Raw genomic sequence first — 23,739 nt, forward strand, 5'->3', positions numbered from 1 at the left:
CTCAGGCCAGACCAGCCTCACCAAAGACCCCCGGAAGCCCCGCCCTTTAGGGCTGGGGAGGTAAGGGGGTGAGCGCCAGGGGCGCTCCTAGAAGCTGTAGCCATAGCCATCTCCTTTGTGTAGCGTTATGAAGAAGCGGTGATGGATGCCGTCCACCTGCGGAAGTTTGAAACTGCCAGTCGCCCGCACAGAAACCCGCCCGATGTACGTCCCCACCTTCTTGCCCGTTGTGACCACGGCCCGCACCATGTCTCCGGTCTGAAAGCCAAAGAACACTTTCTGGCGCGTCCGGTGCCGAATCGGGAAGCCGTACTTATTTGTGCCGCACACCTGACGATTGCCGCGCCCCATGCAGGCGACCTTCAGGGGCTTCAGGGGCCGGAGGGCAACGCTCTCGCCCGAATCCCCAACGCAGGCCGCATCAATCCAGTGCGCTTTCTCGTAGCCCTGCTCAGTGCGGTTGAAGCTGGTCTGAGCGCCGCTCCCGGTTTCTACGGGGTATCCGAAGGTCTTGAGTTCGTCCAGTAGGCGGTACTTGGTGGCGTTGACGGCAGCCGAGTCGTGGAGGGACGCCTTCTGCTGCTCCTGAATCTTTCGCAGGACGGCGGGCTTCCTAGCTAGGAACTCCTCCAGGGTGAGGTTGTCCTTCTCCTCGTTGCACTTGCGGCAAGACCACACGAGGTTGTTGATGCGATTGGAGCCGCCACGAGAGCGGGGGACAAGGTGCTCGACCTCTTCGCCTTTTTTCCCGCAGTAGGCGCACTTGTCGTCCCATTTTTGACGCAGGTAGGCCCGCACCTCCGTACCGAAGAGCGTTCCCTTCTGATACTCCTCGCGTTGGATGTCAGGATTCATCATCTTCTGCGTGTCGAACGACACCAGCTCCATCGAGAAGGCATCCAACGGCGTGAGGCGATCCAGCCGCTTCGCCCACGACTTGATGGTGAGGACGCGGTGCATCAGGGATGGCGGCAACCACCCGGCAGGCTTGGTGCGGTTCAGGAAGCGGGCCGGGCGATGGCGCAGCTTGCGATTGCGGCGAGCTGAGCGCAGTGAGCGGCGGGCGAGTAGTTTGAGCTTGATCGCCATACCCCGGTGCGCCAGTTCCGCGCCCCAGATGCATTGCTTCCCCGTCTTGCCTTTCAGTACGAGCGCCATACCAGTGGTTTTGGAGCCAGGATCGAGCTTGAGGGCGAGGGGTTGGGAGAGGTTCGGAGACGCTTCTTTCAGGATGACTGTGAACGGATAGCGCCGCCACACAGCGGCCTTACCGCCTTCCAGCATCTTCCTGGCCCGTTTTGCTGTACACGGCATCAATGGGGATTTATCTGGGTTGAGAACAAAAACTCGGTGACTCATCGTGTGTCCTTGTTGCGCGTAAGCGCCGTGTAAAGTTCGCCTAGACGGGCATCTTCAAGTTTGTCGCTCTACATTCAGAGGCGCGAGGTTTTCCCTTCCCGGCTTTCTTTGTTTGTAGACACAGAGCCAAAAACTGGCGAGGCATTCTTGGGTGTGATGGCTTGAACATCGTTTACCCTTACGGGTCGTCGGGTAAGCAAGTGGGGCCTTAAAAGCCCCGGCCTTTAGGCCTGGGGTTGCTTACAAAATCCGCTGTCCCAGCAGGCTCGCCGCCATGCCGACCATCACCTCGGCAGTCTGGTTTCTGAGGTCGAGCACCGGGTTGACTTCCACGATATCGAGGCTGGTGACCCGGCCCGATTCGGCAAACAGTTCCATCAAGAGGTGGCCCTCGCGGTAGCTCAGGCCGCCGGGCACGGGCGTGCCGACGCCAGGGCAGACCACCGGGTCGAGGGCGTCGGCGTCGAAGGACACATGCAGGCGCTCCAGATGGCTGAGGCGCTCCAGGGTTTCCTGGGCAATCCGGGTGATGCCGAGCTGGTCCACATCCTTCATGGTGTAGGTCTTGATGCCCGCCTCGGCCACCAGTTCGCGCTCGCGCGGGTCCACGCTCCGCAGGCCGATCATCACGATGTCCTCGGGGCGGGCATGCCAACCCCCGGCGATGCTGCTCAGGCGCGAATCACCCAGGCCAGTCAGGTGCGCCACCGGCATCCCGTGAATGTTGCCGCTCTCGCTGCTGCCGGGCGTGTTGAAATCGGCGTGGGCGTCCACCCAGACGACTCCGGTTCGCCGCCCACGCGCCGCACCCGGCACCGTGCCCATGCTGATGGAATGGTCGCCCCCCAGCGCAATCGGAAAGGTGCTGGCGTCGAGCGCGCTGAGGCGCTGGTACGCCCCGGTGCAGGCGCTCAGAATTTCGTCCAGAAAGACCAGCCCCTGATCCTGATACTTGTCGGCAGTTTCCGGCACTGCCACCGGTACGTCGCCCAGATCGGTGACGGTGTGGCCCAGGGCCCGCAGGGTGGCGGCCAGTTGAGCGTTTCGCAGCGCCGACGCGCCCATATCCACCCCGCGCCGCCCCGCACCGAGGTCCATCGGAATGCCCAGAATCGAGATGTCCATCCGGTCATGCTAGGGCCTGGGCAGCGGTATGCCTCAGCACTGCATGAATATCAACGGGAATGCGGGGCAGCACACCCACTGTGCGTGGAAGGGCACTGCCGAACTGTCGGCCCTCAACTGAATATTCACTCGCCATGTCGGCCCGCGCCCGGCCCTATCATGAGCGGATGACCATCCAGACCCCCCGGATTCACCTCGGCACGCTGCTGCGCCAGATGGGCGACGCCGAAGCCAGCGGTGAACTCACGGAACTCCGTTACGAGCAGGGCAAAGAAGCGCAGACGATGCGTTTTGCCGAACCTGCATTTTACGAGATCAGCGTCAACGCCCTGCAAGGCAATGAATTCTGGTTGCAAGGCCATTTCGAGGCGACCCTGGAAATGGACTGCGCCCGCTGCCTACGCCCGGTGGAGGTGCCGATCGAGCTCAAGCTCGGCACCCTGATGCGCTACGATCCTGCCGCCACAACGCCTTACCTGGAGGAAGCCGACACCGGCGAGGAGATTCTGGTGTTCGGCGACCCCGACCTCAATCTGAGCAACTACCTGGCCGAGACCACCCTGCTCGAAGCGCCGCTGAGCGTGCTGCACGACGACGCCTGCCGGGGATTGTGCCAGGTCTGCGGCCACGACCTCAACGACGGCCCCTGCGAGCACAGCGCTGGCGTGCCAATTGAGGACGACTCCGAGCGTTTTCTGGAAGCCCAGCATGATGGGAAGCAGCACGCCCGCCAGAACCCCTTCAAGTCGCTGAGCGGTCTGGAATTGCCGGATGAATAGAGATGAGTGACACGCCCGCCCCCCCGGAACTCACCCACTTCGTGGCGGGGCAGCCGCGCATGGTCGACGTGACCGGCAAGGCCGCAACCCACCGCGAGGCCAGCGCCGAGGCCTGGGTCGTTCTTCCGCCCGAGGCCCGCGCCGCGCTGGAGAGCGGCACCAATAAGAAAGGTGACCCCTTGATGGTGGCGCGACTGGCGGGCCTGGCGGGCAGCAAACGCACGGCAGACCTGATCACGCTGTGCCACCCCATTCCCGTGACCGGCGCGCAGGTAGACGTGAGCCTGGAGCCGGGCGGCGTGCATATCGTCGCCACTGTCAGAACCCAGGCTCCCACCGGCGTCGAGATGGAAGCCCTGACCGCCGTGACAGTGGCGGCCCTCAACGTCTACGACATGCTCAAGGCTGCCAGCAAGGCCATCGAGATTCAGGGGGTGCGCCTGCTCAGCAAAAGCGGCGGCAAGAGCGGCGACTACCGGCGCAGCGACTGAAGCGGCTCAGACCTCCGGGCCTTCCACCAGCCGGGCCGTGATCTGGCGGTAACGCGCTTGCAGACCGGGGAGGGCCGGGGCCAGCGCCAGCGCCGTCAGCAGCGAACCTTCAATCCTGAGCTGCCCTGCCGAGAGGGCGGCCACCGGGTTGAGTTCACCGCGCCAGAAGCGGTCGATCGTGTCACCCGCCAGATGAAACGTCAGATCGGGCGTGGGCAGGTCCTGAACCTCTCCGGTTTCATCGGCCCTGACCACCGCCTCGCCGCTGCGTCCGTCCACCACGAGATAGAGGTCAGGGTTTTGAAAAGCAAAGGCCACGACCAGCCGCCGCGCTGCCAGCACATTGGCCTGGGCGTCCTGACCTGCCGGGGCGTAGACTTCGCTCAGAATGGCCCACAGTTGGGTCGCCGAAAAGATTGACGGGTGCAGCATCTTGGGCATTTTTTCACGGTACCCCCTGCTTTCTACACCGCGCCTTACAGAAGAGCAGGGACTCGTGTCAGCGCCGACAATTGGCCTGTAACAAGACCGACACAGGTTGGACGCCCAGTGCAGTCTGCTAAGTGGGCAAGACCACTTCACAGGAGGTACACCCATGAATGAGCAACTAAGTCAGACCCTTCAGGCAGCCAAAGGCGGCGTCGCCAACATTCCGGCAGCTGCGGCCCTGAGCAACGTGACCAGCTGGCATAGCGCCCTGAACGGCGTTCCCGGCGCGGAAACGCTGGTCAGCCACCTCGCCAAGCTCAAGTCGGCTCTGGAAAGCGGCAACCTTCAGGAAGCCGCCGGAATTCTGCCCGGCCTGGGCAGCGAGACCGAGAAGCTGGCTTCTGCCGCCCCCGATGCCGACAAAGACGGCCTCAAGCAGCTGGCCGCCGCCCTCAAAGGCTAAACCAGATTTCTGCTGAAGAAGCGGGCCGCCCAACTCGGGCGGCCCGCTTCTTCAGCTCTGGTGGTCTGCGAGAGCGTCTTTTCTAGCGCTCGCTGGCGTACAAAGCCGCGCCCACGATGCCCGCGTCGTTTTGCAGGGTCGCCGTGACCAGCCTGGTCTTGCAGTCAATCTGCGCCTGCCACTTGTCAGCCTTCTTGCTGATGCCGCCGCCGATGATGAACAGGTCAGGGCTAAAGAGCATCTCGACGTGTTGCAGATACTTGTTGACGCGCTTGGCCCAGCTTTTCCAGCCCAGGTCGTCCTGTTCCCGGATTCGGTCGGAAGCCCAGGCCTCGGCCTCGGTGGCGGCCTTGTCGACGTTGAGCCAGAGGTGGCCGAGTTCAGTGTTGGGAATCAGCACGCCGCCGTAAAGCAGGGCGCTGCCGATGCCGGTGCCGAAGGTGAGTAGCAGCGCCACCCCGACCTCGCCCTTGCCCGCGCCGAAACGGGCCTCGGCCAGCCCAGCAGCGTCGGCGTCGTTGAGCAGGGTGACCTGCTGCCCGGTGGCCTTGGTGAACAGATCGTCGGCGTCCAGGCCGATCCAGCCCTTGTCCACGTTGGCGGCGCTCATGGTGTGGCCGTGCTGCACCACGCCGGGAAAGGTGACGCCCACCGGCCCACTGTGATCAAAATGCTTGACCAGGTCGTGAACCACCTCGGCCACATCGTGCGCCTTGGCTCCCTCCGGCGTGGGAATGCGGTAGCGCTCCGCCGTGAGTTTTCCGGTCTGGGTGTCTACCGGAGCGCCCTTGATGCCGCTGCCGCCGATGTCGATGCCGAGAATGAGGCTCATATCTGCTCAGGGTATCAAGTTTGGCAGGGTGCCGGACAGGGCCAGCTCGGGCAACTCGAATGTGCCGTCCGCACCAGGAACAAAGACGGCGACCTGGCAGCCTGGGCCATGCTCCAAGGATCAGCAGGAGTGATGTGGGCGATCACGATCCAGGGGAGGCACCCACACCAAAAGCGCCCGGCTGCACTTCTCGCCGGGCGCTCTCAACCAACGGGGCTTTACGCCAGCATTTGCGGCTGCGCCTGCTTGCCGCGCTCGAAGGTCAGGTGCTCGGTGCCGATGCCCACCCGCACTTCCTCTTCGCCGTGCGAGAGCAGTTCCAGGGCCAGCGGGTCCTCGATCTCCTCGCGGACCAGGGTACGGAGTTGCCGGGAGCTGCCCACCGCGTGTTTGGGGCTGCGCGCCCTGAGCTTGCTGACCAGCCAGGCCGCCACGCCCGGCTCGAAGGTGACGCTGAGTTCGCGGCTGGCGAGTTCTTCCTGCATCTCTTCGAGCAGTTGCTGCGAGACGCGCACCAGTTCGTCCTCGCCCAGCGGACGGAAGCGGATCACCTCGTCGAGCCGGTCCAGGAACTCCGGGGTAAACAGGTGGCGCAGCGGGGTGTTGTTGTCCTGGGTCACCGGACTAAACCCGGCGGTGGGACTGACGTTGAAGCCGGTGTTGCTGGTCATGATCAGGATGGTGCGCCGGAAGTCCACCGTGCGGCCCAGGCCGTCGGTGAGGCGGCCATCGTCCAGCACCTGAAGGAAGGTGTTGTAGATGTCAGGGTGCGCCTTCTCGATCTCGTCGAGCAAAATGACAGAAAAAGGCTGACGGCGCACTGCTTCGGTCAGGCGGCCACCCTGCTCGTAGCCCACATAGCCAGGAGGCGAACCGATCAGCTTACTGACGCTGTGGGCCTCCTGAAATTCCGACATATCCACCCGGATCAGCGACCGCTCCGAGCCGAAGAGGGTGCGGGCCAGCGCTTTGGCGAGGTGCGTCTTGCCCACGCCACTCGGCCCCACGAACAGGAAGCTGGCAGCCACGCGGGTGCGGCCTCCCAGGCCCACACGGGCGCGGCGCAGGGCATTGCTGAGCGCCTTGATGGCCTCGGGCTGGCCGTACACCTGAGAGTCGAGCTGATCGTCGAGGTCGGCGAGTTGCGCCGCCGTCTCCTCGGAGTAGATGCCGCCCATCGAGTTGATGACGCTCTCGATGTCTTCACGCGACACCATCGGCTCGCCCATCTCATTCTCGGTGACCTGAATACCCAGGCTCATGTTGAGGCGCACCCGGCTGGCGGCCTCGTCGATCAGGTCGATGGCCTTGTCGGGAAAGTTGCGCCCCGGCAGGCTGCGCTCACCAATACGGACCGCCAGATCGATGGCCGCGTCAGGGATCTGAACGCCGTGGTGCTCCTCGTAGCGGGAGCGCAGGCCGCGCAGAATCTGAACGGTTTCGGCAGGGCTGGGTTCGAGAACGATCACGGGCTGGAATCTCCGCTCCAGGGCCGCGTCCTTCTCGATGTAGCGGTGATACTCGCCGGTCGTGGTCGCGCCGATGACCTGAATTTCGCCGCGTGAGAGGGCAGGCTTGAGAATGTTGGCGGCGTCCAGGGTGCCTTCCGCGCCGCCCGCACCGACCAGGGTATGAAGCTCGTCGATGAAGGCCATCACCTTGGCGTTGCGAAGCTCCTCGATGATCTGGCGCAGCCGCTCCTCGAATTCGCCCCGGTACTTGGTTCCGGCAACCACGCCTGACAGATCGAGGCTGACCAGACGGACATTGTGCAGGTTGGGCGGGGTGCGCTTCTCGTGAATGGCCAGCGCCAGCCCTTCCACGATGGCGGTCTTGCCCACGCCGGGATCGCCGATCAGGACCGGATTGTTCTTGGTACGGCGCGAGAGGATCTGGGTCACGCGGCGAATTTCCTCGGCGCGGCCGATCACCGGATCGAGCTTGCCCTCTCTGGCCTGCTTGGTGAGGTCGCGGCCATACTCGTCGAGGAAGGGGGTCGCCACTGGCTTGGCCGTTTTGCCGCCCGCCGCGTCGCCCTGCGCCAGGATGCGCCAGCGGATGGTGTCGACGTCCTTGGTGAGTTCCTGGAGGATACGGAAGGCCACCCCGTCGCCCTCACGGATGATGCCCAGCAAAATGTGCTCGGTGGAGGTGACCTGCGCGCCCAGGCTGCGGGCCTCGGCGCTGGCGAGTTCCATGACCCGGCGGGCGCGCGGCGTGATGCTGGGCGCGTCGTTGAGGCGGTTGCCCTCGCCGCGCCCGATGATCTCTTCGACCCGGCGGCGCAGGCCGTCCAGGGTGGCATCGAACTCGCCCAGGATCAGGGCTGCCGTGCCGCCCTCGCGCATCAGGCCCAGCAGCAGATGCTCCGGGCCGACCATCGCGTGGCCCAGGCGGTTGCCTTCCTCGCGGGCATAGTGAAAAACCAGTCTGGCTCGGTCATCGTATCGGTTCATGGCATCCCTCGAAACACGGCGTTTGCGGAGTTGAGTGGGGGTTGGGCGCTTTTCGTCGTGGGATTTACTCTCCGGGAGTATAGGTGAAGCTGTCTGAACGGCAGGTTACAAACGCGCTGGCTCGGCGCGGCGGCGCGGCGGGGCGACTTGGAGGTGGTGGGCACTGAGAATCATGGTAAGCCCCCGGCAGCGCTGTGGCCGCGCCCGAGGTCACGTTCTGCCTGAACTGGCTCCCTGGGCTGGCCTCCAACCCGGTCTTCGGCCTTCAGGTCACGCCGCTACTGAGCACGTCGTGGACGACGCGGGCGGTCATACCCCAGATGTCGTGCTGCTGCCAGGGATAGCGGTAGAGCAGGAACATCTGCCCATCCGGCCCGCTGCGGCGCTCGGCGGGCTGCTCCAGAGCACGCAGTTCGCTCAGCGGCGGAAGCAGAATGGCCGACACCTCGGCGCTCAGGCTCAGGCGCGGCGCGGCGTCCAGGCGGGCCAGCACCGGGGTCACGTGGAAGCCTGCGGGGGTAAACACGTCGTCGAGTTCGCCCAGGACGCTTACGGCTTCCCGCTCCAATCCGACTTCCTCCCAGGCTTCGCGCAGGGCCGCCTCCACGACGCTTTCTCCAGTTTCCAGGCTACCGCCGGGAAAGCTGATCTGGCCCTGGTGGGTGGGCAGATCGCTGCTTCTGAGTGTCAGGAGCACCCTGGGATCGGGTTCGCGGGTCAGGCCCACCAGCACGGCGGCGGCGCGGTAGTGCGGCAGGTGCAGGCGGCGGCGGGTGCGGCCAAGCTGCCAGTCGGCCCAGGGGTCACTCTCCGGCAGCATCGACTGGAATGGACCGTCACTCACCGGTGCACGCTTCATCCGTCACGGCGTCCAGCGACCGAAGCTGCGCGTCGGTGTGGGCACGCAGGGCCACCTCCGGGTCGATGCCCAGGCCACGCGCCCAGGCCACAGCGGCGGCCAGCAGTGCCGCCACGCCCGCCTCAGTACCCGGAGCCTCGTCCAGTGCCTGTCGAAGCTGGGTCCGGGCCGGGTCCTTGCTCCGTTGCCCCAGTTTCTGCGCCTGCGCCTCGCGGGCCAGTGCTCCCAGGGCACGCGGGACCTTATCGGCAGCGCTGCGTGGTCTGCCGCCCTGCTCCTGCGCCTTGATGCTCTGCCAGTTACTTACCACTTCCTCGCTGTCCGACACCTGCACGTCTCCGAAGACGTGCGGATGCCGCCGGACCAGCTTGTCCACGATGCCCTGCTCGACGTCCTGATAGCTGAATTCGCCCGCCGCCTCGGCAATGACACTGTGAAAGGCCACTTGCAGCAGCACGTCACCGAGTTCGCCGCGCAGTTCACCCAAATCGCCCGCCGAGATGGCGTCGGCAGCCTCAGCAGCTTCTTCGAGCAGGTAAGGGCGCAGGCTGGCATGGGTCTGTTCCTGGTCCCAGGGGCAGCCGTCCGGGGCGCGCAGGCGGCGCATGGTCTTGAGCAGCTCTAGCATGCCGGTATGCTACGCGGCCCCGGCCCGACCAAAGGCAAATCCGGTCGCCAAGCGCCCCCGCCAGCGGCTCACGCCCGCGTCATCTTTCATCAGCTTGTCTGGCCCACAGTGGGACCATGAGTCACCGCCTGCGCCCCGCCATGATGGTCCTGAGCCTCCTCTTCCCACTTTTCTTCGGCGCAGTGTCGGCCCAGACTGCGCCCACCCCCATTCAGACCACGCCACTGCCCGCTGCACAACCGGCTCCGGTCCAACCGTCCCCAGCCAGCCCTGTGCCCACCCCTGCGCCGCCTGCCGGGGCTGCCACCAGCCCGTCCAGCGGACCGCTCAGCCGCGAACGCTTGCAGGCCGCCACCTACGTCATCCTGCCGCCGGTGGTGCAGGGCAACGCTTCGCTGATCGGCAGCAGCGATATGCAGTCGGTGCTGGGAGCCATGGCGCGCGACTCGCAGGGAGCCATCCACCGGCGCTATCCTGGCGCGCACTTCACGGATGACGCCAATGCCCCCGGCGTCATCCGGGTCACGCCGCAGATGCTGGCTCCCAGCGCGCTGGTGCCCTGGGCCAACATCGGCGCAAGCTGGGTCTTTCAGGCGCAGGGCGCACCCGATCTGGTGTTGCAGCAGAACTTCAGTCTCTGGACGGTGTACCTTCACCGCGCCGAGGCCGCCAACTTCGTGTTCGATCAGTTGGCCCAGCGCCTGCCCTGAGTCACGCTTGACAAAGCGAAACGGCCACGCCATTGCGGGGGCCGTTTCGCTTTGTTAATTGGAGTTCAGCCGATCAGGGAAGTTTCAAATCGGGCGGAATCAGCACAGTGTCAATAACATGCACGACGCCGTTGCTGGCGTCCATATCGGCGGCAGTCACGGTGGCGTCGTTGATCTTGAGGTTGTCGCCGTCCTTGGTGACATTGAGGCTGGCTCCCTCAGCGCTGGCGAGTTGGGTCGCGGCGCTGACCTGCGCGCCGGTCATCTTGCCTGCGACCACGTGGTAGAGCAGCACCTGCTTGAGCAGCGCCGGGTCGGAGGCGATCTTGGCGAGGGTGTCGGGGTCCACCTTGGCGAACGCCTCATCGGTGGGCGCGAAGACAGTGTATTCGCCGCCCATCAGCGTCTCGGTGAGGTCAGCGTCACTCAGCAGCGACCGCAAGGTGCTGAAGCGGTCGTCGGCCACGATCAGGTCGTAGATGGTGTTGTCGGCCATCGCCGTGTCCGCCGTGGTGGTATCGGTAGACGCGTCGGCCGTGGTGGCGTCGGCGGGCGCAGCCGCATCCGTGGTCGCGGGGGCCGCCGCAGTGGTGTCTGTGGTGGTCGTGTCCGCCGGGGCTGCCGTATCAGTAGTGGTTGTAGCAGCTGGTGCGGCCGTATCCGTTGTGGCCGCGTCCGCCGCCGCAGTGTCAGTGGTCGTGGCGTCCGTGGTGGTCGTATCGGTACTGGTGTCCGCCGAGGTGTCGGTCATCAGATCGCTGGGCATGGTCAGCGGCGTGGGCGGAATGACAATCGGGTTGGCGGGAGCCATCGCCATCGTCGTGTCGGCAGGCGCGGTGGTGTCGGCGGGCACAGCGTCGGCCACCGTGGTGTCGGTGCCGGTGTCGCTGGTCATGGTGTCGTCGCTGGCAGCGGCCGCAGCGGCGGGGGCCGGAGCCGGGGCAGCGGCCGCAGGCGCAGGCTTGGGCGTCATGGCGCTCATGGGGGGCATCAGCACGGCATCGATCACGTGAATGACGCCGTTACAGGCGGGCACGTCGGCCTGAATCACGTTCGCGCCGTTGATCATGACCTTGCTGCCCATCGTCTGAACGCTCAGAGAAGCTCCCTGGGCGGTCTTGACACTCTTGAGACTCATGACCTGCTTGGCGTTCACCTTCCCCGGCACCACGTGGTAGAGCAGCACCGACTTGAGCAGTTCCGGGTCGTTGAGAACGCCCGACAGCACGTCGCTGGGCAGCTTGTTGAAGGCCGCATTGGTCGGCGCGAACACCGTGTACTGCCCACTCTTGAGGGTATCGACCAGCCCGGCGGCTTGCAGCGCGGTCAACAGGGTGCTGAACTGCGCGTTGTTCATCACCGTATCGGCGATGCTCATGCACTTGGCCGCTGGCATGGCAGTGGGCTTGGTCGTGGGTTTGGCTCCCGCACCGCCCGCCGACGCCACCGAAGCCGCCATCAATCCACACGAAAGCAAGACGATCATTTTTCTTTGCATCTCCATCACCTCTGGCCTTTAGTTTAGCAATTCTCACCAACATTACGTTCGGAGCAGCGGTGCAATTGATGGGATCTCAACAGGACACCTTAAGAAAACTTCATTTCCATTTGGGAGCTTTCTCATTCTCGCTTCATCTTTCCGGAGGGTGTGTCGGAATGGCACCCGGTTCAGCGGCCCGGACGTGCCCAGGCGCTGCTCAAGACATAGGTCAGGCCGCTCAGCACACCGGCCACCAGCACGAATCTCAGCACGCCGATCAGCAGCGCGGCGGCAGCAACCAGCACCTGGCCGATGCCGGTGACGAGTTCGCCCAGCAGCCACAGCACCGAGAGGCCCAGCAGCGCGGCCAGCGCCACGCCGAGGACGGCCAGCAGCAGGCGGATCACGGCGCACCGTCGCAGTTCATGCGCTCAGTCTAGGGGCTTATCAGTTCCGTGATCAGTCGGGCAGCAGTTTGCCGAGCGCCCAGACGCTCAGGCCCAGCGCCGCACCGTAGCTGACGTGCGCGCCCAGGCGGTTGAGGTGGCCGCGCCACTCACTGCTGGCCGGGCCGTCCTGAAGGCCCAACAGCGGTACCAGCATTTCGTCGGCGCTCAGCCACAGCGCCGCCCCAAACAACCCGCCGCTCAGTGGATGGCCGCCGCTGCCGGAACTCAGCGCGCCGTAGATCGCGCCGCTGCCCGCGCCCATGCCCCAGTGGACCGCCTCGCTCAGCACGGCGCGGGTATCCGTGCTGGGCGTTTTGTGGGCCACCAGTTCATAGGCGAATCTTCCCAGCGCCGCCGTCGAGCTTTCGCCGTTCTGGTGCTGCTGGCCCAGCGGCGAGATGGTGTGCTGGTCCGGCGGCGGCCCGACTTTTTGCCCGGCCTCTTCCCCGCCCGCTTCCTGACTGGGCGGCTGCACCTTCGGGGCAACTCTGGTCCAGTACTGTCCCATCGCCAGCGTGCCGATAAGTCCGCCGACCAGCCCCAGCAGCGTGCCCCGGTAAGCAGGCGAGGGCGCGGCGGCGGCCAGCCCGAGGCGGCGCAGCACACGGGTGGACAGGGAAGAAGAACGGGTCATGCTCCAAAGTAAACTGCCAGGCCAGTCACGGCGCAGCAGATGAAGGCTTGCTGAACCCCCTGGCCCAGCAACCCCGTCTCAGGGACGGCGCTCGGATGTGGGCGGCGCTGACGGATTCGGCACTGACGAAGTTGGCTCTGACGGGTTCAGGTCATGGCGGTTCCAGACTTGCTGCGCCCGAGCCTTCTGACGGGTCGAGAGCACCTTGAGCGGCTGCGGGCGGCGAATCAGGCCCACGGCGCGCAGCAGACCCAGCACCAGCACCGAGGGCAGTGCCAGCACCGCCAGCCCGGCGCTGAGAAACGAGCGGCCCACGGCGGGCGGACGCATCGGCGGGGCGGGCCGGGGCGGGTGGTGCAGCGGGTGGGTCGGGTACCGGTTACGCAGGCCCAGCGCCCCTGCCTTGGCCCGGCTGCGCTGGCCCTCCGCCACGCCCAGCGCTTCCTTCTCGCCGGGACGCTGGCTATAGACCCAGGTGACTTCCGCGCCGAAAAACACCACCATGCTCGAAAAGTAGATCCACAGCAGCACGATGAAGAGGGTGCTGGCCGCCCCGTAGACGCTGCCGGGCGTGGCGCGGGCAAAGTAGAAACCGATGGCCGCCTGCGCCAGCACGAACAGCACCGAGGTACTGGCCCCGCCCACCCAGACCTGCCGCCACTTGAGGTTCACGGCGGGCAGCCATTTGTAAGTGGCGGCGAAGACCGGCGTGAAAAAACAGCATCGCCAGCAGCGCGCTGCCCAGCCGGGCGAAGTTGGCTCCCTGCCCCACGGTGTCGCCGAGCTGCTTGGTGAGGACGCTGAGGTAGGTGTTGCCCGCCACGTAGGCAACCACCAGCGCCCCAAAGACGATCACCATCAGAAAACCGATGAGGCGGGTACGGACCATCCCCAGCAGGCCCGGCCTGGGCTTCACGTCCCACAGGGCATTGAGTGCGCCCTGAAGTTGCAGGAACAGGCCGGTGGACGTGAGGAACAAAGTCGCCAGGCCGGTGAAGATCGCCAGCGTATTGGTTCCGGCATTGTCGAACTGCTTACTCAGCGATTCGACCAGCTTGCTCACGAATTCGGTGGTGTTGCTGGAAAACTCGGCGCTGCTGCCATTGCCCAGCACGTTCTGGACCACGTCGATGATCTTGTTGGTGACGTCCTGGGTGTTCTGGCCCCGGAAGAGCATGCCCGCCACGGTGATGATCAGGAAGAGAATCGGGCCGATCGACGAGATGGCGTAGTAGGCGATGGCGGCGGCCAGACGCGGCGCGTTGTCCTGATTAAACGCTTTGGCCGCGTCGCTGAGCAGCGTGAAGAGGTCTTTTGCTCTGGCGTTCATGCTGCTCAGTATGCCGGGCGGCGGCAGGGTGCGCGCTGCCCGCCCGGCTCTACGGCGGCCTCTGCTACACTCTGACCCCCGATGACCCGCAAGTCCGCTACTCCCAGACCGAGCTTCAAGTCCGCCGCCCAGACAGCACAGCAGAAAGCCACCAGCGCGGCCCGCGACCAGTTGCCGATTCAGGCCTGCATCCAGCCCGAAGTACCGGTGGCGGCCAATGCCGTGACGCTCTACAGCGACGGGGCCTGCGATACCCAGGCCGGGCACGGCGGCTGGGCCACCATTCTCAAATACGGCGAGCACGCCACCGAACTCTCGGGCCACGCCGAGGGCACCACCAACAACCGCATGGAACTGACCGGGCTGCTGGAGGGCCTGAGGGCGCTCAAGCGGCCCTGCCAGGTGCGGGTGGTCACCGACAGTCAGTATCTGCGCAAGGCCTTCACCGACGCCTGGATTCTCAAATGGCAGCGCAACGGCTGGAAAACGGCGGGTGGCGAGCCGGTCAAGAACCAGGACTTGTGGGACGCCCTGATCGTTCAGGCACGCACCCACGCCTTGACCTTCGTGTGGGTGCGCGGACACACCGGCCACGCCGAGAACGAGCGGGTCGACGAGCTGGCAGTGGCCGAGCGCAAGAAGCTGCGCCGCTGACCGGCTGAAGGTCCGGGCAGCCCGACCTTCTGGTGGCCCGGTACTTTGACGGCTAAGGAGCGCTAAGCTCGGGAGCGTGTCTGCTCCCGTCACTTCCTCACGTGCGCCCGCCGCACCCCGCCTGACCGCCGCCGCAATTGCGCTGTTCGCCGTCTCGGTGGGCCTGATCGTGGCCAACCTCTACTATGCCCAGCCGCTCCTGCCCAGGATCGCCTCGGCGTTCGGGGTCAGCGTGGGCACGGCAGCGCGGCTGGTCACCTGGACACAGCTCGGCTACGCGGCGGGCCTGGCCCTGATTGTGCCGCTGGGCGACGCCGTGGACCGCCGCAAGCTGACCCTGGGCCTCACCGCCCTGAGCGTGCTGGCACTGCTGGGGGTGGCTGCCGCGCCGGTCTTCTGGCTGTTCTCGCTGGCCTCGGTCCTGCTGGGCCTGACCTCGGTGGCCGCACAGGTGCTGGTGCCGTTCGCCGCCAGTCTGGCCAGCCCCGAGCGCCGGGGCCAGGTGGTCGGCACGGTCATGAGCGGACTGCTGCTGGGCATCTTGCTGGCGCGCACGGTGTCGGGGCTGCTCTCGGCCTGGCTGGGCTGGAGAATGGTCTTTGTGGTGGCGGCGGGCGCACTGGTGCTGCTGCTGCTGGCGCTCTGGCGGCAGCTTCCGCGCCTGCCCGCACCGCCGAAGGTGGCCTACGGCGCGCTGCTGGCCTCAGTGGTGCGGCTGCTGCGAGAAGAACCGGTGCTGCGCCGCCGCTCGCTCTACGGCCTGCTGGCCTTCGCCGCCTTCAGCGTGTTCTGGACCAGTCTGGCCTTCTTGCTGGCCGGGCCACCGTACTTCTACCACGAGGCGGTGGCGGGCCTCTTCGGGCTGGTGGGCGCGCTGGGGGCACTGGCCGCGTCGTGGGCAGGCCACCAGGCCGATGCCGGGAAGGGCCAGCGCACCACCGGGCTGATGGCGGCCCTGATCGCCGCGTCGTTCGGGCTGGTCTACTGGGGCGGCACGTCGCTGTGGGCGCTGATTGCGGGCGCGCTGCTGATGGACCTGGGCGTGCAGGGCCTGCACATCACCAACCAGTCCGAGATCTACAAGCTGCACCCCGACGCCCGCAGCCGCGTGACCACCGTGTACCTGACCAGCTATTTCGCGGGCGGGGTGCTGGGGTCTGCCTTATCGAGCGTGGCCTACGTGCGCTTCGGCTGGGCGGGCGTGAGCGCGCTGGGCGCGGCCTTCGGGCTGAGCATGGTGCTGCTGTGGTGGCAGGCCCGGCCCCAGCGCTGAGCACCGCAATCCATGGCCAATGGCCGCCGGGGGCATTTCCCAAACCCGCCTTAAGCTTCCCGAGAACCGTCCACCCTGGCCGCCGTCTCTACTGACTGGATGGATATCCTCAATATGATCGGCCTCGGCCAGAACCAGACGGCGCAGCTCGGCCAGCAACTCGGTGTGGCTCCGGACCAGATGACCTCGGCACTGGAAGCCGCCGTACCGCTGCTGCTCAGCCAGATGGGCCACAACGCCCAGGACCCGCAGCAGGCCGACTCGCTCTCGCAGGCGCTTGACCAGCACGACGGCAGCGCCATCGACCAGGTGCAGCAGGGCCAGCTCCCCGATCTGCAAGACGGTCAGGCCATCATGGGTCACGTCTTCGGCGGGCAGCAAAACGCCGCCGTGAACGCGGTCAGCCAGCGCGCCGGGATCAGCCCGCAGATCGCCATGCAGATCATCTCGATGGTGGCCCCGCTGGTCATGGGCTACCTCAGCCGCAACCGCAATTCGGGCGGCGGCGGGCTGGGCGGCAATCTGGGCGGCCTGGGCGGCATCCTGAGCAGCGTCCTGGGCGGCGGCGCAGCGGGCGGTCTGGGCAACATTCTCGGCGGCCTGCTGGGCGGCGGCCAGGCCCAGCAACCCCAATACCAGCAACCCCAATACCAGCAACCCCAGCAGACCCAGTCAAACTCCGGCGGGCTGGGCGATCTCGGCGGCATGCTCGGCAGCATCTTCGGCGGCGGTGGGCAGCCGCAGCAGTCCGGCACTTCATCTGGTGGGGTCGGCCTGGAGCCGGTCAACCAGCAGCCCGGCAACCAGAGCGGCAGCAACCCGCTCGAAGACCTGATCGGGATGTTCGGCGGCAATCGGCGCTGAGCAGGGGCGGGGAGCAGGCCAGATGTCCCACTCGGTCAGCCAGCCGACACTCCAGGCCGCCGAGCGTAAAGCGACGGTAAGCTTCGGTGTATCCGTTTCATCTGGCGAAGCTTAAACTTGGCCCATGGGCCTCAAGGAATTCATCGAGTGGTTGCGCGAGATGCTCCGGAACCCCGGCGGGCAACCCCAGCCGGTGCCGGTGCCGGTGCGCGTCAGACGCTGAGCCGCTCTGCTCTCTCAATCACCACAGTCTCTTCATCCTCCGTTCCCCGCCGCTGATTGGTGGGGAGCGTTTTCTATGACGGTCCGCTGCGGTCATCCTCCACAGCAGTCACGCTTCACAGCCGCCGGGGGGAGCGCCACAGGTGACAGACAGCCGCCCCGGCATTTCGCTATGCTGGGGAGCGTGCACGGCATGGAATTCCTCCGCCCGCTGATCGCGGAGCGCCCGCCAGAAGAACGGGACAAACTTGAAGCCGCTTACGCCTTTGCCCGCGACGCCCACCAGGGCGTGAACCGCAAGAGCGGCGAGCCGTACATCACCCATCCGGTGGCGGTGGCGCACATCCTGTCGGAGCTGGGACTCGACACCGACGCCATCGCGGCGGGCTTCCTGCACGACACGGTGGAGGATGTGGAAGGCGTCACCTTCGCCATGATCGAGGAGCAGTTCGGCGCGGACGTGCGGCGGATCGTGGAAGGCGAGACCAAGGTCAGCAAACTGACCAAGCTGAGTGCCAACCTGCAAGACGAGCAGGCCGAGAACCTGCGCCAGATGCTGATCGCCATGACCGGCGACATCCGCATCATCATCGTCAAGCTGGCCGACCGACTGCACAACATGCGGACGCTGGCGTCCATGAAGCCGGAAAAGCAGCAGCGCATCGCCCGCGAGACGCTCGAAATTTTCGCGCCGCTGGCCCACCGCCTCGGCATCGGGCAGATCAAATGGGAACTCGAGGACCTCAGCTTCAAGTACCTTGATCCCGACGCCTACAGCTACCTGCAAAGCCGCCTGCGAACCCGTCAGGAGGAGCGCGAGGCCCACATTTTGCAGGCCATCGAGCAGCTCAGGACCGAACTGGCCGACGACATCGAGCTGTCGGAATGGGTCGAGGAAGAGGACATCGCCGGGCGCAGCAAGCACCTCTGGAGCATTCACAACAAGATGCAGAAGGAAGGCAAGGCCCTGGAGCAGATTTTCGATTTGCTGGCGATTCGCCTGATCCTGACGCCCAAGCCGGTGAGCGCCCCGCCGGGCCGTCAGAAGGACCGGGCCGAGGAAGCCCGCGAGAAGCGGGTCTGCTACCATTCGCTCGGCATCGTCCACAGCATGTGGTCACCGATTCCGGGGCGTTTCAAGGACTACATCGCGGTGCCCAAGCCCAACGGCTACCAGAGCCTGCACACCACCGTCATCAGCCAGGGCGGGCAGCCCATTGAGGTGCAGATCCGCTCGCGCCGGATGCACATGGTGGCCGAGTTCGGGGTGGCGGCCCACTGGATGTACAAGCAGGGCAGCACCCTGGCCCACAGGGAGCGCGAGGACTGGCTCTCGCAGATGCGCCAGCTCCAGCAGGACTTCACCGACGCCTCGGACTTCGTGGACGCGGTGAAAAACGACATCCTGGGCGGGCGGGTTTTCGTGTTCACGCCCAGGGGCGACACCGTCAGCCTGCCGCAGGGCGCGACCCCGGTGGATTTCGCCTACCACATTCACAGCCGCATCGGCGACACCACCATCGGCGCGCGGGTCAACAGCTCGATCGTCTCGCTGAGCCACAAGCTCAAGAACGGCGACATGGTCGAGATCGTCACCAACAAGAGCAGTACCCCCAGCCGCGACTGGCTCAATTTTGCCACCACCCGCAGCGCCCGCAGCAAAATCCGCCACCACTTCCGCATTCTGGAGCGCGGCGAGGCGCTGCAAAACGGCCACGACGTGCTGGAGAAGTACCTCCGCAAACGTCAGCTCCCGGTGCGCCAGCTGATGCGGACCAAGATTCTGGAGGATGTGAGCGTCAAGCTGGCCGGATCACGCAATCCCGACGATCTGTATCTGGCCATTCACGCTGGAAAGCTGACGCCGGGGGCGGTGGCCCGCGCGCTCGCGCCGCAACTCGAACAGGAGCAGCGCCCGGTCCGCGCGCCCATGCCGCGTCCCGTCGAACCCGGCGGCGTGTACGTGGAGGGCTTTAGCACCGTCACCAAGCTGGCGCACTGCTGCTCCCCGATTCGCGGTGATCAGGTCATGGGCTACCTCACGCGGGGCCGGGGCGTCACAGTGCACAGGATCGACTGTCCCAACATGGTGCGGCTGCTCAAATTCGAGCCGGAGCGCTGCGTGGCCGCTTCGTGGAATCCGGGGCAGCGCGGCAATACCATCGTGGACATCGACGTGGTGGCCGCCGACCGCAGCGGCCTGCTGAGCGACGTTCTGAGCTTGCTGGCGGCCCTCAAGCACAGCCCCATGAAGGTGGGCGCGGGCGTCGGCGCAGACAGCGTGGCGCACATCGCGCTGCGGCTGGCCGTCGAGGACCAGGCCGAGCTGATGGGCCTGGCCAACCAGCTCCGGGGCATCGACAGTGTCCTTGACGTGTTGCGGGTGGGCCGGGGCAACAAGAGTGTACCGAAGAGCTGAGGCGGCGCTGCCTTGAGACTGCGCTAGCTTGAGGCCCTGATGCCCCTGACCCTGCTGCCCGACCTCGGTGATCTGCTCCGGCTCTCGCCTCAGTACAACGCCGCCACACTCGTCGAGGTGGCCCGAGAACTGGGCGCAGCGCAGCTATGGTGGGCCAGCGGCCCCGACCCCGATCACCCAGCCCGCGACAGCTTCGGCGCGGCCCGCCTGACCGTGCATGACGTGGCTCCCGACTGGGCTTACGCCGAAGCCGAGTACCAGCAACTGCTGGAATTTTTGCCGCAGTATCCCCAGGGCAAAGTCAGGCTGCGCGCCGCCGCCGCCGCTGAGGCCGAGCTGAGTGACTTGCTGACTGGGCCGTTGACGCTCGCCAGCGTGACCAGCCCGCACACGCTGGACGTGGCCCGGCGCTACCACGCCACGCTTGCCGAGGCGCTCGGCGAGGGCCCCGGCACCCGCCATCAGGCGCGGCGGCTGGACGAACTGGCCGCCAATTTGCGGGAGCGCCAGGGCGCAGCACTGGTGGCCCTCGACGACCTGCCGGGGCTGCTGGAGCGGCTGCCCGAGGCGACTCTTCCCCACCTGCCCCACTTCCAGCCCGGCGAGGCGTCGCGCCTGCGCGCCCTGGCGGACCGGGCCGGGCAGCTGCGCGAGGACGACGACCTGGACGCCCTCATCGCCGCTCTGGGCCGCGAGACCGGCGACGCCGTGACTCCGCTGGCCGAGCTGGATTACCATGCTGCCGGGATTTTTCTGGCAACTGGCGACCTTGCCAGTGCCCGCAGTCTGCTGGAAAAGGCAGCGCATGGCCTGACCGATCTACCGCGCAGCTTGCCGGGGCTGGTGCTGGCGCGGCTGGGTCAGGTCAGAGACGCGCAGGGAGACCGTGATCTGGCGCGGCGCAGCTATCAGGCGGTGCTGGCGCTCAACTTTGCGCCGGACGTGGCGAGGGAGACGGCGCGGGCAGGCATGGAGACAGCGTTCGTGATGGAAGGTCAAGGCTGAAGCAGAAAGAAGGCTGAAGCAGAAAGCTGGATTCAAGGCGAGTTGCCCACCCGCCCGATCAGCCCTGCCTTCACCACCTGCTTTTCGCCGTAGAGCAGGTGCGGCTCGCCTTCCAGCTTCACGCCAATCAAATCCGGCAGGGTGTTCATTCTGATCTCCGCCTCGGCGCGTTGCAGCGGCCAGCGCCGGTGCCAGATCGGGCCTCTGTACATTCTGTTTCCGGCGGCGCTGAAGAGGAAATACCGCTCAGTCAGCCATTCTTCCAGGCTGCCTTCCTGCGACTCGAAAGCGGGGCCAGTGGGCCGGTAGGCAGCAGCGAATGCGCCCTTCGTCACGCCTTTATGTGTGCGGACGCTGGCGTACTCGGTGACCTCGCCGCGCCTCTGACTCCACATCCGGGCGTCGAAGTACGGCAGATGAAAGCCCAGTCGCGCCAGCCGCACGGCGATAGGCTGCCCGGCATCCAGACTGAAAAACCAGACGCCCGCCTTGTCTTCGGTATCAATGACATAGGTTCGGAGGTTGAGTTCGGGGAAGGCCGACAACCCGGTCACGGTGGGCAGGCCGCGCGGGGCCACACCCGACATCAGAAACGGCACCACGCCGAGGTACGCCTGCCCGTGGAAGGTATCGAGCGTCAGGCCCGGCGGCAAGTGGGCTTGCAGCGCATCGGCGCTGACCGGCCAGTGCATGAAGCACAGCCGCTCCCAGTTCATGCGCAGGGCGTAGGGTGGGTGGGCAGGATCGGTCATGGCCCCAGCCTAGCGGCTGACCGGGCAGTAGAGCGCAACAAAAAGCCCCCTCCAAGATGGAAGGGGCCGGAACTGAAAAAAGCCTAGCGCTTGCTGAACTGCGGCGCGCGGCGGGCCTTCTTGAGGCCGTACTTCTTGCGCTCCACTTCGCGGGGATCACGCTTGAGCAGACCCTTGGGCTTGAGCTGGGCGCGGAAGTCGGGGTTGACCTTCAGCAGCGCGCGCGAGATGCCCAGCTTGATGGCGTCGGCCTGGCCGCTGGGACCGCCGCCCGCCACGGTGATGTAGGCGTCGTAGCGCCCCGCCGTGCCGGTCTCGCGAAAGCCCTGGAGGGCGTGCACGGCGCGCAGCAGGCCCCGGAAGTAGTTCTGGAACTCCTTGCCGTTGACGACGATCTTGCCTTCGCCGGGGCGCAGGAAGACGCGTGCGACGGCGGTCTTGCGGCGTCCGGTGCCGTAGAACTGTTCAGTAGCCATTACTTATTCTCCAGCTTGGTGGGTTGTTGGGCGGCGTGGGGGTGCTGCTCGCCTGCGTAGACCTTCAGGCGGGGGTGCATGGCCCGGCCCTGACGGCCCTTGGGCAGCATTCCGAAAACGGCGTGCTCGATGACGCGCTCGGGGTGCTTGGCAATCGCGGTGCGGGCCGTCTCTTTCTTGAGGCCGCCCTGGTAGCCGCTGTAGCGGGTATAGACCTTCTGGTCCATCTTCTTGCCGGTCAGCGCCACTTTCTCGGCGTTCACGACCACCACGAAGTCGCCGTTCATGATGTTGGGCGTGAAGTCGGGGCGGTGCTTGCCACGGATGCGGCTGGCGATCAGGGTCGCCAGGCGGCCCAGCGGCACATCGCTGGCGTCCACGACGACCCAGTTCTGTTCGGTTGAATTGTTGTCAGGCACGTAGGTTTTCACGTTGTTGCTCCAAAAGTGGGGGGATTTGAGCAGCTCGTCAGGTCGAGGCTCGGCTTCTCGCGGGGGCAAGGGCCAAGCGACCTCGCCGGGGCTGCGCCCGACCGTTCCGCACTCTACCAAGCGCAAAACACCGCTCGCCAGTGTATCAGAGGCGAGCGGCGGCGGCAAGCAGGCGTTCGAGGGCCTTCAAGATCAGGCCGCGCCGGGCTGCCCGAAGAAATAGAGCTGATGGTAGAGGTCGTCGAGCGCTTGGTCATAGAGCGGCTGCGGCACTCTGGATATCAGGGCCAGACCCAGCACCGCGTCGTGAACGCTGGCGAACTGGTCCTGCTGCTGCCAGCCGGGTCCCTCGGTCAGCAGCACTGCCGCTTTCCCATCGAGCAGGAAGCGCACGCGGCCATCCGAAGTTCGGGTATCGCTGTAGTGCTGCACCATACGTCAAGCATAGCCCCCGACTCTGAAAAAATCGGTGCAGTGACTGACGATTGCCGGAGTGGGCGCGCTCAGTTGTTGAGCAGCAGATTCCCGACGTTGCCCACTGGGGTCATCTCGCTAGGGAATTTGACGCTGACATTGACCACCGTGCCCATCACCGTGGTGGGGTCGAGGATGATGCTGTGGGCCGAGAGCAGCGGCGGCGTGGGCTGGGTGTCGATGGCGCGCACCAGCACCTGCCCCTGGGCCGGAACGAACACGCACCAGCTTTCCGGCGACGACGTGAAGGCCCGCACCGGCAGCAGGCTTTGCAGCCCCAGCTCGCCGGGCGTCGGCCAGTACTCGATCAGCAAGGTGGCCTGCTGGCGCTTGAGGTCCGAGGCGTCGATGTCGAGCTGAATCTCGATGGCGTCGGGCTTGTCCGGGTTGATTCTCATCCAGCCCGGCACCACGTTGCGCCCGCTGGAGTTGCTCTTGTACATCTGCTGAGGAGTGTTCTGGGTCATGGCCTTACCTTAGCTCAAGTCGGGCGCTCAGGTCCTGTCCGCTCAGGTTTTGTCAGGCAGCGCGCCGAGTAAGCTACGGGTAATGAAATACCCGACGGCAAACACCAGCAGCGGCAACAGATTGAGGTCGACGGTGGTTTCCTTCTCGGGATGCAGGGCGTCGTGTCTCTGGAAGCGAATCATAAGCAGAGCTTAGAGCATTTGTCCGTTCCATTGGTGTAGAACGGCACGCGCATGGGAAGAGTGGCGTCCCCTTGAGCGTCCGTTCACGTCAGTGGGCCTCTACACTCCTATCTGCGCTGGCTGATACTGCACTCGCTCCGCTGGGTCATAAAAATCTCGCAATTTTTATGACCCATGTTCTCAGGCTTGCGGCCCCTCTTGCCTTCTCCTTCACTTCATGCAGCCGCCCTTCACTGGCTTCAGGCCGCGCCGCCCTGGCGCAGGGTCAGCAGCAGCAGCACGATCAGAGCGGCGTCGAGCAGCCAACTGGCCGGGCGGCGCAACCGGGTGTCCCGGCGGGCACGCAGCACCTGCACCACCAGGCGCAGGGCCAGCAGCACAGCCAGCACCCACACCGGTACCGCCAGACCCAGCAGCGGCGCGAACAGCAGCAGAGCGACGGCCAGCAGCAGCAGCAGGCTCAGCGCCGCGAGCGGTTCCAGGGCAGGTGGCATC

At 65.8% G+C, this 23,739-nt stretch carries 27 protein-coding genes and 1 pseudogene; 9 read left to right on the plus strand and 19 right to left on the minus strand.

Features of this window, described 5'->3' with window-relative positions; all coding sequences use genetic code 11:
* Positions 1-87: 87 nt before the first annotated feature.
* Both iscB and rocF read right to left on the minus strand, forming a co-directional pair.
* Entirely contained in the window at positions 88-1,359 is a 1,272-nt protein-coding gene (gene iscB, locus N0D28_RS13850) for an RNA-guided endonuclease IscB (protein WP_312846411.1), read from the minus strand.
* A 240-nt stretch (positions 1,360-1,599) separates the two neighbouring features.
* Positions 1,600-2,484, minus strand: coding sequence for an arginase (gene rocF / locus N0D28_RS13855; RefSeq protein ID WP_260560079.1), 885 nt, complete (start codon positions 2,482-2,484; stop codon positions 1,600-1,602).
* 167 nt (positions 2,485-2,651) lie between these two features.
* Here rocF and N0D28_RS13860 point away from each other — a divergent pair, with 167 nt between their 5' ends.
* Positions 2,652-3,263, plus strand: coding sequence for a DUF177 domain-containing protein (locus N0D28_RS13860; RefSeq protein ID WP_260560080.1), 612 nt, complete (start codon positions 2,652-2,654; stop codon positions 3,261-3,263).
* A 2-nt stretch (positions 3,264-3,265) separates the two neighbouring features.
* Positions 3,266-3,754 (plus strand): cyclic pyranopterin monophosphate synthase MoaC, encoded by a 489-nt coding sequence (moaC, locus tag N0D28_RS13865; protein WP_260560081.1) that lies wholly within the window; start codon positions 3,266-3,268, stop codon positions 3,752-3,754.
* A 6-nt stretch (positions 3,755-3,760) separates the two neighbouring features.
* Here moaC and N0D28_RS13870 read toward each other — a convergent pair whose 3' ends face one another.
* The gene (locus tag N0D28_RS13870; protein WP_260560082.1) at positions 3,761-4,195 is read right to left on the minus strand and encodes an SCP2 sterol-binding domain-containing protein; all 435 of its coding nucleotides are present in this window, start codon (positions 4,193-4,195) and stop codon (positions 3,761-3,763) included.
* Positions 4,196-4,349: 154 nt separating this feature from the next.
* Between N0D28_RS13870 and N0D28_RS13875 the strand changes: the two genes are divergently transcribed.
* Positions 4,350-4,646: a hypothetical protein gene (locus tag N0D28_RS13875; RefSeq protein ID WP_260560083.1), complete on the plus strand. Its 297-nt coding sequence runs from the start codon at positions 4,350-4,352 to the stop codon at positions 4,644-4,646.
* Positions 4,647-4,728: 82 nt separating this feature from the next.
* On the opposite strand, the gene ppgK is transcribed toward N0D28_RS13875, so the two are convergent.
* The 4 genes from ppgK to N0D28_RS13895 all read right to left on the minus strand — a co-directional run bounded on the left by ppgK (position 4,729) and on the right by N0D28_RS13895 (position 9,421).
* Entirely contained in the window at positions 4,729-5,478 is a 750-nt protein-coding gene (gene ppgK / locus N0D28_RS13880) for a polyphosphate--glucose phosphotransferase (RefSeq protein ID WP_260560084.1), read from the minus strand.
* A 218-nt stretch (positions 5,479-5,696) separates the two neighbouring features.
* A complete protein-coding gene (locus N0D28_RS13885; RefSeq protein WP_260560085.1) occupies positions 5,697-7,934 on the minus strand; it encodes an ATP-dependent Clp protease ATP-binding subunit in 2,238 nt (745 codons plus the stop codon).
* A 265-nt stretch (positions 7,935-8,199) separates the two neighbouring features.
* Positions 8,200-8,793: an NUDIX hydrolase gene (locus N0D28_RS13890; protein ID WP_260560086.1), complete on the minus strand. Its 594-nt coding sequence runs from the start codon at positions 8,791-8,793 to the stop codon at positions 8,200-8,202.
* Positions 8,771-9,421 carry a MazG family protein gene (locus tag N0D28_RS13895; protein WP_260560087.1) on the minus strand — a complete coding sequence of 217 codons (651 nt, stop codon included), beginning with the start codon at positions 9,419-9,421 and terminating at the stop codon, positions 8,771-8,773. The genes N0D28_RS13890 and N0D28_RS13895 overlap by 23 nt, the downstream gene beginning before the upstream one ends.
* A 116-nt stretch (positions 9,422-9,537) precedes the next feature.
* Between N0D28_RS13895 and N0D28_RS13900 the strand changes: the two genes are divergently transcribed.
* Positions 9,538-10,131, plus strand: coding sequence for a hypothetical protein (locus N0D28_RS13900; protein WP_260561957.1), 594 nt, complete (start codon positions 9,538-9,540; stop codon positions 10,129-10,131).
* Between the two features lie 73 nt (positions 10,132-10,204).
* Here N0D28_RS13900 and N0D28_RS13905 read toward each other — a convergent pair whose 3' ends face one another.
* The 5 genes and pseudogenes from N0D28_RS13905 to N0D28_RS13925 all read right to left on the minus strand — a co-directional run.
* Positions 10,205-11,617, minus strand: a complete 1,413-nt coding sequence (locus N0D28_RS13905) for a fasciclin domain-containing protein (protein WP_260560088.1) — start codon at positions 11,615-11,617, stop codon at positions 10,205-10,207.
* 182 nt (positions 11,618-11,799) lie between these two features.
* Complete coding sequence (locus N0D28_RS13910) at positions 11,800-12,018, minus strand: hypothetical protein (RefSeq protein WP_260560089.1); 219 nt, start codon at positions 12,016-12,018, stop codon at positions 11,800-11,802.
* 52 nt (positions 12,019-12,070) lie between these two features.
* The gene (locus tag N0D28_RS13915; protein WP_260560090.1) at positions 12,071-12,694 is read right to left on the minus strand and encodes a DUF1440 domain-containing protein; all 624 of its coding nucleotides are present in this window, start codon (positions 12,692-12,694) and stop codon (positions 12,071-12,073) included.
* Positions 12,695-12,772: 78 nt separating this feature from the next.
* A complete protein-coding gene (locus N0D28_RS13920) occupies positions 12,773-13,366 on the minus strand; it encodes a YihY/virulence factor BrkB family protein (protein ID WP_376777631.1) in 594 nt (197 codons plus the stop codon).
* Between the two features lie 97 nt (positions 13,367-13,463).
* Positions 13,464-14,024 (minus strand): annotated as a pseudogene (locus N0D28_RS13925) (YhjD/YihY/BrkB family envelope integrity protein); the annotation flags it as partial.
* 81 nt (positions 14,025-14,105) lie between these two features.
* On the opposite strand from N0D28_RS13925, the gene rnhA reads away from it, so the two are divergent.
* The 5 genes from rnhA (at position 14,106) to N0D28_RS13950 (ending at position 20,461) form a co-directional block, all read left to right on the plus strand.
* On the plus strand, positions 14,106-14,678 hold the full coding sequence (gene rnhA, locus N0D28_RS13930) for a ribonuclease HI (RefSeq protein ID WP_260560092.1): 573 nt from the start codon (positions 14,106-14,108) through the stop codon (positions 14,676-14,678).
* Between the two features lie 76 nt (positions 14,679-14,754).
* Complete coding sequence (locus N0D28_RS13935) at positions 14,755-15,951, plus strand: MFS transporter (protein WP_260560093.1); 1,197 nt, start codon at positions 14,755-14,757, stop codon at positions 15,949-15,951.
* A 99-nt stretch (positions 15,952-16,050) separates the two neighbouring features.
* A complete protein-coding gene (locus tag N0D28_RS13940) occupies positions 16,051-16,815 on the plus strand; it encodes a DUF937 domain-containing protein (RefSeq protein WP_260560094.1) in 765 nt (254 codons plus the stop codon).
* A 415-nt stretch (positions 16,816-17,230) separates the two neighbouring features.
* Complete coding sequence (locus N0D28_RS13945) at positions 17,231-19,456, plus strand: RelA/SpoT family protein (RefSeq protein ID WP_260560095.1); 2,226 nt, start codon at positions 17,231-17,233, stop codon at positions 19,454-19,456.
* A gap of 39 nt (positions 19,457-19,495) precedes the next feature.
* On the plus strand, positions 19,496-20,461 hold the full coding sequence (locus N0D28_RS13950; protein WP_260560096.1) for a hypothetical protein: 966 nt from the start codon (positions 19,496-19,498) through the stop codon (positions 20,459-20,461).
* A 32-nt stretch (positions 20,462-20,493) separates the two neighbouring features.
* Here N0D28_RS13950 and N0D28_RS13955 read toward each other — a convergent pair whose 3' ends face one another.
* The 7 genes from N0D28_RS13955 to N0D28_RS13985 form a co-directional block, all read right to left on the minus strand.
* On the minus strand, positions 20,494-21,213 hold the full coding sequence (locus tag N0D28_RS13955; protein WP_260560097.1) for a YqjF family protein: 720 nt from the start codon (positions 21,211-21,213) through the stop codon (positions 20,494-20,496).
* An 83-nt stretch (positions 21,214-21,296) separates the two neighbouring features.
* Positions 21,297-21,689 (minus strand): 30S ribosomal protein S9, encoded by a 393-nt coding sequence (gene rpsI / locus N0D28_RS13960; protein ID WP_161881598.1) that lies wholly within the window; start codon positions 21,687-21,689, stop codon positions 21,297-21,299.
* Entirely contained in the window at positions 21,689-22,120 is a 432-nt protein-coding gene (gene rplM, locus N0D28_RS13965; RefSeq protein WP_260560098.1) for a 50S ribosomal protein L13, read from the minus strand. The genes rpsI and rplM overlap by 1 nt, the downstream gene beginning before the upstream one ends.
* Positions 22,121-22,312: 192 nt before the next feature.
* On the minus strand, positions 22,313-22,555 hold the full coding sequence (locus N0D28_RS13970; RefSeq protein ID WP_260560099.1) for a hypothetical protein: 243 nt from the start codon (positions 22,553-22,555) through the stop codon (positions 22,313-22,315).
* 68 nt (positions 22,556-22,623) lie between these two features.
* Entirely contained in the window at positions 22,624-23,061 is a 438-nt protein-coding gene (locus tag N0D28_RS13975; protein ID WP_260560100.1) for a uracil-DNA glycosylase, read from the minus strand.
* A 42-nt stretch (positions 23,062-23,103) separates the two neighbouring features.
* Positions 23,104-23,244, minus strand: coding sequence for a hypothetical protein (locus N0D28_RS13980; protein WP_260560101.1), 141 nt, complete (start codon positions 23,242-23,244; stop codon positions 23,104-23,106).
* 239 nt (positions 23,245-23,483) lie between these two features.
* Positions 23,484-23,738 carry a hypothetical protein gene (locus tag N0D28_RS13985; RefSeq protein ID WP_260560102.1) on the minus strand — a complete coding sequence of 85 codons (255 nt, stop codon included), beginning with the start codon at positions 23,736-23,738 and terminating at the stop codon, positions 23,484-23,486.
* Position 23,739 lies beyond the last annotated feature (1 nt).

The sequence above is a fragment of the Deinococcus rubellus genome, assembly GCF_025244745.1.
Classification (GTDB): domain Bacteria; phylum Deinococcota; class Deinococci; order Deinococcales; family Deinococcaceae; genus Deinococcus; species Deinococcus rubellus.

What these genes read in the sequence shown, in the direction of transcription:
- N0D28_RS13860 (WP_260560080.1), top strand. Translation starts at nt 2,652, where the DNA reads ATGACCATCCAGACCCCCCGGATTCACCTCGGCACGCTGCTGCGCCAG.
- N0D28_RS13870 (WP_260560082.1), bottom strand. Translation starts at nt 4,195, where the DNA reads ATGCCCAAGATGCTGCACCCGTCAATCTTTTCGGCGACCCAACTGTGG.
- rpsI (WP_161881598.1), bottom strand. Translation starts at nt 21,689, where the DNA reads ATGGCTACTGAACAGTTCTACGGCACCGGACGCCGCAAGACCGCCGTC.
- N0D28_RS13945 (WP_260560095.1), top strand. Translation starts at nt 17,231, where the DNA reads ATGGAATTCCTCCGCCCGCTGATCGCGGAGCGCCCGCCAGAAGAACGG.
- iscB (WP_312846411.1), bottom strand. Translation starts at nt 1,359, where the DNA reads ATGAGTCACCGAGTTTTTGTTCTCAACCCAGATAAATCCCCATTGATG.
- rocF (WP_260560079.1), bottom strand. Translation starts at nt 2,484, where the DNA reads ATGGACATCTCGATTCTGGGCATTCCGATGGACCTCGGTGCGGGGCGG.
- N0D28_RS13875 (WP_260560083.1), top strand. Translation starts at nt 4,350, where the DNA reads ATGAATGAGCAACTAAGTCAGACCCTTCAGGCAGCCAAAGGCGGCGTC.
- rnhA (WP_260560092.1), top strand. Translation starts at nt 14,106, where the DNA reads ATGACCCGCAAGTCCGCTACTCCCAGACCGAGCTTCAAGTCCGCCGCC.
- N0D28_RS13885 (WP_260560085.1), bottom strand. Translation starts at nt 7,934, where the DNA reads ATGAACCGATACGATGACCGAGCCAGACTGGTTTTTCACTATGCCCGC.
- N0D28_RS13915 (WP_260560090.1), bottom strand. Translation starts at nt 12,694, where the DNA reads ATGACCCGTTCTTCTTCCCTGTCCACCCGTGTGCTGCGCCGCCTCGGG.
- moaC (WP_260560081.1), top strand. Translation starts at nt 3,266, where the DNA reads ATGAGTGACACGCCCGCCCCCCCGGAACTCACCCACTTCGTGGCGGGG.
- N0D28_RS13895 (WP_260560087.1), bottom strand. Translation starts at nt 9,421, where the DNA reads ATGCTAGAGCTGCTCAAGACCATGCGCCGCCTGCGCGCCCCGGACGGC.
- N0D28_RS13900 (WP_260561957.1), top strand. Translation starts at nt 9,538, where the DNA reads ATGAGTCACCGCCTGCGCCCCGCCATGATGGTCCTGAGCCTCCTCTTC.
- N0D28_RS13980 (WP_260560101.1), bottom strand. Translation starts at nt 23,244, where the DNA reads ATGATTCGCTTCCAGAGACACGACGCCCTGCATCCCGAGAAGGAAACC.
- N0D28_RS13985 (WP_260560102.1), bottom strand. Translation starts at nt 23,738, where the DNA reads ATGCCACCTGCCCTGGAACCGCTCGCGGCGCTGAGCCTGCTGCTGCTG.
- N0D28_RS13955 (WP_260560097.1), bottom strand. Translation starts at nt 21,213, where the DNA reads ATGACCGATCCTGCCCACCCACCCTACGCCCTGCGCATGAACTGGGAG.
- N0D28_RS13890 (WP_260560086.1), bottom strand. Translation starts at nt 8,793, where the DNA reads ATGAAGCGTGCACCGGTGAGTGACGGTCCATTCCAGTCGATGCTGCCG.
- N0D28_RS13905 (WP_260560088.1), bottom strand. Translation starts at nt 11,617, where the DNA reads ATGATCGTCTTGCTTTCGTGTGGATTGATGGCGGCTTCGGTGGCGTCG.
- N0D28_RS13940 (WP_260560094.1), top strand. Translation starts at nt 16,051, where the DNA reads ATGGATATCCTCAATATGATCGGCCTCGGCCAGAACCAGACGGCGCAG.
- N0D28_RS13950 (WP_260560096.1), top strand. Translation starts at nt 19,496, where the DNA reads ATGCCCCTGACCCTGCTGCCCGACCTCGGTGATCTGCTCCGGCTCTCG.
- ppgK (WP_260560084.1), bottom strand. Translation starts at nt 5,478, where the DNA reads ATGAGCCTCATTCTCGGCATCGACATCGGCGGCAGCGGCATCAAGGGC.
- N0D28_RS13975 (WP_260560100.1), bottom strand. Translation starts at nt 23,061, where the DNA reads ATGACCCAGAACACTCCTCAGCAGATGTACAAGAGCAACTCCAGCGGG.
- N0D28_RS13970 (WP_260560099.1), bottom strand. Translation starts at nt 22,555, where the DNA reads ATGGTGCAGCACTACAGCGATACCCGAACTTCGGATGGCCGCGTGCGC.